The organism is Bariatricus sp. SGI.154 (assembly GCF_050313795.1).
GTDB lineage: Bacteria > Bacillota > Clostridia > Lachnospirales > Lachnospiraceae > CAMBRQ01.
Window position 1 is genome coordinate 1 of record NZ_JBNPMC010000063.1, and the last position, 9,143, is coordinate 9,143.

Annotated in this window: 9 protein-coding genes; 1 reads left to right on the top strand and 8 read right to left on the bottom strand. The window is 44.6% G+C overall.

Translation table 11 applies throughout. From position 1 onward, the window contains the following. The 7 genes from ACQRBN_RS17050 to ACQRBN_RS17080 form a co-directional block, all read right to left on the bottom strand. A partial coding sequence (locus ACQRBN_RS17050; protein ID WP_427740284.1) for a zinc-ribbon domain-containing protein occupies positions 1–494 on the bottom strand: 494 nt, incomplete at its 3' end. Positions 495–542: 48 nt separating this feature from the next. Next, entirely contained in the window at positions 543–782 is a 240-nt protein-coding gene (locus tag ACQRBN_RS17055; RefSeq protein WP_427740285.1) for a hypothetical protein, read from the bottom strand. 9 nt (positions 783–791) lie between these two features. Beyond that, the gene (smpB, locus tag ACQRBN_RS17060) at positions 792–1,259 is read right to left on the bottom strand and encodes an SsrA-binding protein SmpB (protein ID WP_427740286.1); all 468 of its coding nucleotides are present in this window, start codon (positions 1,257–1,259) and stop codon (positions 792–794) included. Further along, positions 1,240–3,399, bottom strand: a complete 2,160-nt coding sequence (gene rnr, locus ACQRBN_RS17065) for a ribonuclease R (protein WP_427740287.1) — start codon at positions 3,397–3,399, stop codon at positions 1,240–1,242. The genes smpB and rnr overlap by 20 nt, the downstream gene beginning before the upstream one ends. 176 nt (positions 3,400–3,575) lie before the next feature. Beyond that, positions 3,576–3,818, bottom strand: coding sequence for a preprotein translocase subunit SecG (secG, locus tag ACQRBN_RS17070; protein ID WP_427740288.1), 243 nt, complete (start codon positions 3,816–3,818; stop codon positions 3,576–3,578). A gap of 134 nt (positions 3,819–3,952) precedes the next feature. Beyond that, complete coding sequence (gene eno, locus ACQRBN_RS17075; RefSeq protein WP_427740289.1) at positions 3,953–5,254, bottom strand: phosphopyruvate hydratase; 1,302 nt, start codon at positions 5,252–5,254, stop codon at positions 3,953–3,955. Positions 5,255–5,324: 70 nt separating this feature from the next. Next, entirely contained in the window at positions 5,325–6,440 is a 1,116-nt protein-coding gene (locus ACQRBN_RS17080) for a 4-hydroxybutyrate dehydrogenase (protein ID WP_427740290.1), read from the bottom strand. Positions 6,441–6,795: 355 nt separating this feature from the next. Here ACQRBN_RS17080 and ACQRBN_RS17085 point away from each other — a divergent pair, with 355 nt between their 5' ends. Further along, positions 6,796–7,638: a YitT family protein gene (locus ACQRBN_RS17085; RefSeq protein WP_427740291.1), complete on the top strand. Its 843-nt coding sequence runs from the start codon at positions 6,796–6,798 to the stop codon at positions 7,636–7,638. A gap of 30 nt (positions 7,639–7,668) precedes the next feature. On the opposite strand, the gene glmM is transcribed toward ACQRBN_RS17085, so the two are convergent. Further along, complete coding sequence (gene glmM / locus ACQRBN_RS17090) at positions 7,669–9,015, bottom strand: phosphoglucosamine mutase (protein WP_427740292.1); 1,347 nt, start codon at positions 9,013–9,015, stop codon at positions 7,669–7,671. Positions 9,016–9,143: the final 128 nt, after the last annotated feature.

Below are 9,143 nucleotides of genomic sequence, written 5' to 3' on the forward strand. Positions count from 1 at the left end.
TATCTTAATAACCGAATCTTTCCTATCATCGGTAGTTCCTTCTTCTCTCCCTTACATGCACTTACAATGCCCATGACCATAAGAATGAAACATACAAAACTCAAGATATCAAATACCCATGAGAACATACTGCCGCCAAAATTAATCCATGAATGAAGTCCCCATACCCAGTCGCCGTCCAACAGGTCTACTACCGCAGATACAATAAAAAGCACAAGTCCCTGATTGGCATGGAATTTTACATACTGCGACTTTTTATCACCGGCAAGGATTGGTATCAGTACCAGAATCCCCAGATAAGACAATACTCCCATCGCTTTGTTCTTACTCACTTCATCCGGATCAAAGCATTCTTCTGCATCTACGTAAGGTTGTGGATGATAACTATTCTGCGGACCATATTCATACTGCTGATTCGGTATTTCTGCACCGCACTGTGTACAGAACTTTACGCCGTCATCTACTTTCGCACCACATTTTACACAATAAGCCATCTCGTTCTCCTCTCTTTTCCTCTGTTTACTCTATCACCTTTCACAGTTCTACTCATCTTCCAGTCCCAGGATCTCAGCCAGCACTTCTATGATGATCTCGTTGGTACAGGATTTTACATAACCCATCATATGTAAGGAGATCTCATCTTGCTTCTGTGCTTCCGTCAGTGTATCATCATGTTTCGTCTGATCAATCAACTGGATCAGCTGCGGCGTTAGTTCTTCGTACATCTCCACAGTCGTCTGGGTTACCAGTTTTCTTAAGTCTGCTTTCTTTGTCGGTACCATCTTATCCTCCTATCCGAAATTACGAACTTTAAAGTCACGCTGCGCCTCTCTTTGCTGATCCTTCTTTGCGATATCCTGGCGCTTGTCATATAGTTTCTTACCTTTCGCAAGCCCAATCTCTACTTTTACAAGACTTCCTTTAAAATACACCTTTAGCGGCACAATTGCCACTCCTTTTTCTTTCGTCTTGCCAAGCATTTTGTTAATCTCCGCTTTATGAAGCAGGAGTTTTCGGACCCTAAGCGGGTCCTTGTTGAAGATATTGCCTTTTTCGTAAGGGCTGATATGCATACCATAGATATAGACTTCACCATTCTCTATTCGGATAAATGATTCCTTGATACTGCATTTGCCCATCCGAAGAGATTTTACCTCTGTTCCATGCAGTGCAATGCCTGCTTCATAGGTGTCTAATATGAAGTAATCATGATATGCTTTCTTGTTATTGGCTACCATCTTACCATTCGTCTTCGCCATCTTCCTCATCTCCTTCATCTGCAATCTCAAAATCAATCGTACGAAGCAGCCGGTCGGTGTCAATCACCCGTACAGATATCTGCTGCCCCAATTTATATATTTTATAAGTATGCGCTCCTACCATCTCATACCGGTCTGCATAATAATCGTAATGATCATCCGTCATGTTCACCACATGGACCAGCCCCTCTATGGTATTCGGAAGTTCCACGTACATTCCCCATTTGGTTATGCTGGATATGACTCCCCGGAACACTTCCCCGATATGCTGCTGCATATATTCAACTTTTTTTAATTTTACAGTCTCACGTTCCGCTTCTTCTGCCCTTCTCTCCATCTCGCTGGAGTGCTTCGTCACCTCCGGAAGGATAGCCTGATAATGTTCTGCTTTCTTCTCATTCATCCTTCCCCTTAAGTTATCCTTGATGATCCGGTGAATCTGAAGATCAGGATATCTTCGAATCGGAGAGGTAAAATGCGTATAATAATTCGCTGCCAGACCAAAATGCCCTGTATTCTCCGGTGTATACTTCGCCTGCTTCATAGAGCGCAGCGCAAGTCTGCTAATGAGTGCTTCTTCCGGTGTATCCTCTACTCTCGCGAGCAATTTTTGAATTTCTTTCGGTCTGATTTCATTTACACCAACATGCATGGAATAACCGAAATTATTGATGAAGGTTGCCAACGCCCGGATCTTTTCTTCATCCGGCACTTCATGCGTCCGGTATACAAAAGGCAGTTCCTGCCAGTAATAGTCTTCCGCTACCGTCTCATTAGCAAGCAGCATAAAATCCTCAATAATCTTCGTAGCCACATTCCGGTCATAAGGCTTAATCTCCACAGGTCTTCCCTTCTCATCCAGCACCATCTTCGTCTCCGGGAAATCAAAGTCTATCGATCCACGTCTCTGTCTGCGCGCCCGTAATACGCCTGACAGTTCCCGCATCAGTTCGAACATCGGCACTAACGTCTGATAACGTTCTATTTCTTCCGGATCTCTGTCTTCCAGGATCTTCTTCACACTGGTATAGGTCATCCTCTCATCCACATGAATCACCGTCTCAGCAATCTCGTGATCGATGACGATTCCCTTTGGATTCACCGTCATGATACAACTAAGTGCCAATCGATCCTCTCCCGCATTCAGCGAGCAGATACCGTTCGACAACTTATGGGGCAGCATAGGGATAACCCGGTCCACCAGATATACGCTGGTTCCACGCTCCAAAGCCTCTCTGTCAATTGCGCTATTCTCCTGCACATAGTTGGTTACATCAGCAATGTGAACCCCCAGTATATAGTTCTCTCCCGCTCTTGTCACCGATACTGCATCATCCAGATCCTTAGCATCCTCGCCATCTATAGTCACCATCTGCCAGTCCCGGATATCCTTTCGTCCCGCACGGTCAGCTTCACTTACATCCTTCGCTACACGTTCTGCCTGATTCAGAATCTTCTCTGAGAATTCTACCGGCAGATCATAACCTTTCACAATGGACATAATGTCTGTCCCCGGATCATTAATATGACCGATAATCTCTATCACTTTTCCTTCCGGCTTCTTTCCCGGTTCTCCGTAAGAAGTCAGTTCTACAACCACCTTATGCCCGTTTATGGCTCCTTTTGACCTCTCCACCGGAATAAAAATATCCTGGAAAAATCTCTGGTTATCCGGAATTACAAATCCATAGTTCTTGTTTTCCTTCATCTGATACAGACCAACAACCTTCGTCAGGCCTCTGGATACAATTCGTACAATCTTCCCTTCACGGCTTCTCCCCTGTGGCTCTCTCGTAATCGTGACCTCAACTTCATCTCCGTCAAAGGCTCCGTTCGTATCCTCTTCTCCTATGAATATATCAGAATCCTCGTCCGGGATCACAACGAATCCATAGCCTCTAAGGTTCGCCCTGTAAATACCGGTCAGGCGCTTTGCTTCTCCCTTACAGTATTTTCCCCGTTTCGACAGATAGATCTTACCGTCTGTCTCCAGCGATTCCAACACTTTGCGCAGGTCATCCCGCTGTTCCTTTGGAACCTGCAGAAGCATGGCAAGTTCTTTGAACTTCATCGGAACATACAGATCATCACATATGAGGTCATAGATTACCTTTTTTCTCTTTTCAAATGTCTTGTCCATCTCTTACAAGTCCTCCAATGGCATATCTTTTAAACACATCCGCTGTCCCTGGTATACGCAAAGAGACACTCCCATACAGGAGTGTCCCACCATTCTCATAAAAATATACATTACCGTGCAAAGCACGCCACCCATAAGGTGTGTATTGCGGTATGCTCGAATGAGTATGCCTTGTCTTATGCAAATACTTTCAAATTCAACACTGCTGCCAGTACAATAAACAGAATCGCAAGGAACTTCGTAGACTTCACCAGTGCACCCTCCATAGAGCGTCCCTTGTTCTGTCCCCAGTAAGAATCAGCCATGCCACCGATGGTGCCAAGTCCTGCTGACTTACCTTCCTGCATCAACACGATTGCCGTTAACGCGATACAGTCTATTGCAAATATAATCATTAAAACCGTCTTTAAAATCTCCACTTTCTACACCTCCTGCGGATAAACCATTATTATTCTATCACAGGAGAGAATTAATGACAAGGATTTTTTTCAGTTTGGGACATAGTAAAAGTACATTTTACTACGTCCCAAACTAGCATATACCCTGTACCTATTTAAATCGCAAATGGATTCATATACTCTGCCACATCCCCCAGCCGCTCTTCTATTCTAAGCAACTGGTTATATTTTTCCACTCGTTCAGACCTGCATGGCGCGCCGGTCTTAATCTGTCCTGCGTTAAAAGCCACCGCAATATCTGCAATAATGGCATCCGCTGTCTCTCCGGATCTATGGGATACAATCGTCTTATACCCTGCATTCTTTGCCATCTCTATTGCATCGAATGCCTCTGTCAGTGTTCCAATCTGGTTCACTTTAATCAGGATTGCATTTGCCGCCTTTTTCTCGATGCCTTTTTTCAGCCGTTTTGTATTCGTAACAAAGAGATCATCTCCGACCAGCTGGATATGCAGACCCAGCCTGGTCGTAAGCAATTCCCATCCTTCCCAGTCTTCCTCATCCAAAGGATCTTCAATAGAAGCAATCGGGAATTCCTCTGTCAGTTCTTCGTAATAATCAATCAATTCTTCCGCTGACCGTATGATCTTATGCCCATGCATCCGGCTCTCGCCTTCAAATACATATTTGCGGAAGTTCTTATCATATAATTCTGTTGCTGCCACATCCAGAGCAAATACAATATCTTCTCCCAACTTATATCCCGCTGTCTTTACTGCTTCCGCAATGAAACGAAGCGCCTCCTTCGCATCCGGAAGATCCGGGGCGAACCCGCCTTCATCTCCCACCGCAGTACTGTACCCCTGTTCCTTCAAAAGCCTCTTCAATGCATGATAGATTTCCGCACACATCCGAAGTCCTTCCCGAAAACAGCACGCACCCACAGGCATGATCATGAATTCCTGGATATCAATCGTATTATCCGCGTGCTTTCCTCCATTCATAATGTTCATCATCGGTACCGGCATCTGCTTGGCATTCGTCCCGCCCAGGTATGAAAAAAGCGGCAGTCTCAATGCGTCTGCCGCTGCTCTTGCTGCTGCCATAGATACCCCGAGCATCGCATTGGCTCCCAGATGGGACTTATTCTCCGTTCCATCTAACTGAACCAGAACCCGGTCGAGTTCTGTCTGTTCGAATACATTCATTCCGATGACCGCCGGAGCAATCTTAGCATTCACATGGTCTACTGCCCGTTCCACGCCAAGCCCTCCATAGCGCTCTTCTTTATCCCTTAACTCCAACGCCTCATACTGACCGGTAGATGCCCCGGAAGGCACACAGGCTCTTCCACAATGCTCATCTCCTGCCAGTACCTCTACTTCTATGGTAGGATTCCCGCGGGAATCCAGTATTTCTCTCGCGTACACATCTGTAATCGGTAAATACTTATGCATCTTCTACTTCCTCCTTCATAGGAAGTATTATGCACCGATTCCAGAATTCTAATGCGGGAAAACAGAATCACTAATACAACTTTCTGTATATATCCGCCATCTGCTGCCAGGTCAGTTTGACATAACTCTGATTCAAAAGTCTCTGCTGTGATTCTTCCACACTTTTTGCGAAGCCTTCAATCTCCTCTTCCGTCATTCCATATTCATGCAAATGCTTTCTTGCAATAATCTTGTCAAGCAATGCCTCCAGTTCCTGATACACTGCTTCTTCATTACACTCCAACAGCCCGCTTAAGAAACGATTCAGTTTCTCAATCTTTCCCTCTGGCTTCAATTCCTGATACACAGCGAATACTGCCGTCAGAAACTGGTAGTTCGCCTCTCCGTGCGTCACATGATACACACCACTCAATGGATAAGACATCGCATGTACCGCGCCTGTTCCCGCATTGCCGAATGCTACTCCTGCCAGATTGCTCGCTGTCAGGAACTCATCCAGCAGATTCATACGGTAGCCCGGTCCATGTTCCACAAGCTTACGGAATCCTTCAATGATCATCTCCATCGCCTTCATGCTGAACATCTCTGTATAGAGATTCGCTTTCGGGGATACATAAGACTCAATTGCATGAATAAATGCATCAATCGCACTGGTTGCAAAAAAAGAATACGGAAGCCCACTCAAAAGTTCAGGTATCAACACTGCATCATCGGCATAGATCTCATCCACTGCCAATCCAAGTTTCGTATGCAGGCTGGTAAGTTCTGTAATCGACACATTCGATACCTCAGATCCTGCACCACACGTAGTTGGCACCGCGACCAATTGACGAGCCTTTTTAAGCGGCACTTTGCGCTGAAAGATCTCCTCTGCCTTATATGTACCCTCCAGCACCAGAATCTTCGCCATGTCAATGACCGCGCCACCGCCAATCGCTATGATCCTTGTACATCCAGCCCTGGCAAAATCCTGTATCAGACCATCTATCATAATGTCCGTTGGTTCCCCAGCCCCATACTTACTCTTATACTCAACATGGGCTTCCAGTCCAAGCGGCGCAAAATACGTCTCATAGATACTCTTGCTTGCCAGGATAAAATCTCCCTTGCCAATCTGATATTCTTTCACGAATTCTTCTGCATGTTCAAACTTTTGAATTTTTGGTTTCTGTTGAAATATTTTCATCTTGTCTCACCTCGTATATTTTCCATAAAATGCATGAAAAGCCTCTTTAAAATGCATTTTTTTAATAAGTAACAGTTCAGCCATAAGCCGGATTGTGGGTGAATCATGCTTGCATGAATGAACACACGATCCGACTTATGAGCGGAGCGCCATTTTATGAGCAAAAATAGCTGCGTAGCAGCGGAGAAGCATCGTAGATGCGTTTTGCGAATGGCGCGGGCTGAACTGTTACTTTAATAATTCTAATATACCACTAATCCGTTGACTTTTAAAGACACGAGCGTTACAATCTTTGATGGAGTTTCACTGCTTTTTACAAAAGCAAATCTATGATGAATCACTTGGGGAATATATTATGAAATCACAATTGAAAAACTTTAGTCTGTTAACCTTTAGCACACTGGTAATGGCTGTTGGCATCTACTTTTTCAAATTCGCCAACAACTTTACATTCGGAGGCATTACAGGTCTTGCCGTCTTAGTTGCCAGACTCTGCCCAATCTCAGCCAGTGATTTTTCTTTCGTTGCCAACATGGTTCTGCTGGTCATCGGACTCTTTGTCCTGGGCAAGAAATTTGCCGCCAAAACTGCATACAGCAGTATCCTGCTCTCAGTTACCCTGTCGGCGCTGGAACGAATCTATCCCATGTCCCAGCCGCTGACCGACCAGCCAATCCTCGAACTGGCTTTTGCAATTGCTCTGCCTTCCGTCAGTTCTGCGATCCTGTTCAACATCGGGGCTTCCAGCGGCGGTACGGATATTATTGCCATGATCATGAAGAAATACACCAGTTTCGATATCGGAAAAGCATTGCTAATCACAGATTTCTTCATTACATTGGCAGGTTGCTTCGTGTTCGATATCCAGACCGGATTATATTCTTTCCTTGGACTCGCGCTTCGCTCTTTCATGATCGATGGATTTATCGAAAGTTTGAACCTGTCCAAGTATTTCAACGTTGTATGCAGCAACCCGAAGCCAATCTGCGATTTCATCAAAGATGATCTGCACAGAAGCGCAACGATCGTTTTGGCTCAGGGCGCATTTTCCGGAGAAGATAAATACATTATCTTTACTGTTTTAAACCGCGTTGAAGCCGTAAAACTTCGTAATTATATCAAACAGAACTCGCCGGATGCATTCTTGCTGATCTCCAACACCAGCGAGATTATAGGAAAAGGGTTCCACTCAGTCTAGAGTGAAACCCTTTTGCATATCATAACTCTATTAACTTACCATGAGTCCTTCTGATTTGATTACATCAATCACCTGGTTCACGTATTTTGCACACAACTCATCCGTTGCTGCTTCTACCATAACACGGATTACCGGCTCTGTTCCGCTTTCTCTTACCAGGATACGTCCATCATCGCCAAGCGCCTCTGCCACTGCATTCACCGCTTTGGTCACTTCCGGATTCTCTCTTGCAGTCTTCTTATCTGCCACACGGACATTCTTCAGAAGCTGTGGATAGATCTTCACCGGCTCAGCCAGTTTGGACAGGCTCATTTTCTTCTCCAGCATAACTTCCATAATCATAAGAGAAGTCAGGATACCGTCACCCGTTGTTGCATGTTTGCTGAAAATAATGTGTCCGGACTGTTCTCCGCCAAGAGAGAAGTTATTACGAACCATATTCTCATATACGTATTTGTCACCTACTGCGGTCTTCTCATACTTAAGCCCCGCTTTGTCACAGGCTTTGTACAGCCCAAGGTTAGACATGATCGTTGTTACAATCGTATCCCCATTCAGACGTCCATTCTCTTTCATGTATTTACCGCAGATGTACAGGATCAGGTCACCGTCAACCACATTGCCATTCTCGTCTACTGCAATACATCTGTCTGCATCTCCATCGTATGCGAATCCTACATCCAGTTTCTTCTCCTTTACATACTCCTGCAATACTTCGATATGTGTAGAACCGCAATTGGTATTGATATTCGTTCCGTCAGGCTCGCAATTGATCACATAAGTCTTAGCACCCAACGCATCATATACACTCTTTGCAATTGCAAATGCACTACCATTCGAGCAGTCCAAGCCAACTTTCATATCTTCAAAAGAACGGGTAGCCAGAGAAATCAGATAGCCGATATATCGGTTTCTTCCTGCCGCATAATCGATGGTACGTCCGATATCATCCTTCTTTGCAAGTGGAAGTTCCCCGATCTCACCATCAATATATGCCTCGATCTTCTCTTCGACCTCTGCCTCAATCTTGTGTCCCTTTCCATTGATAATCTTGATTCCATTGTCATAATATGGATTATGGCTTGCAGAAATCATAATTCCACAGTCAAAATTATCCGTTCTGGTTACATAAGATACACTTGGCGTCGTTGTTACATGCAGCAGATGTGCATTCGCACCTGATGCTGTGATGCCTGCTGCCAGCGCATACTCGAACATATAACTGCTTCTTCTTGTATCCTTTCCAATGACTACTTTGGCTTTATGATCCTGTCCATAATACCAGCCAAGGAATCTTCCTACTTTGAAGGCATGTTCAACTGTAAGTACTTCATTGGCTTCGCCACGGAACCCATCAGTTCCAAAATATTTTCCCATAATAATATGTCTCCTTCATATGATTTATCTTATCTACCGATTTTTTTGTACAATCAGTTCCACTCAATATATTATATAAGGTTTGCCATGATTATACAACATTTTTTCACGAATTCTCTTCAATTGGG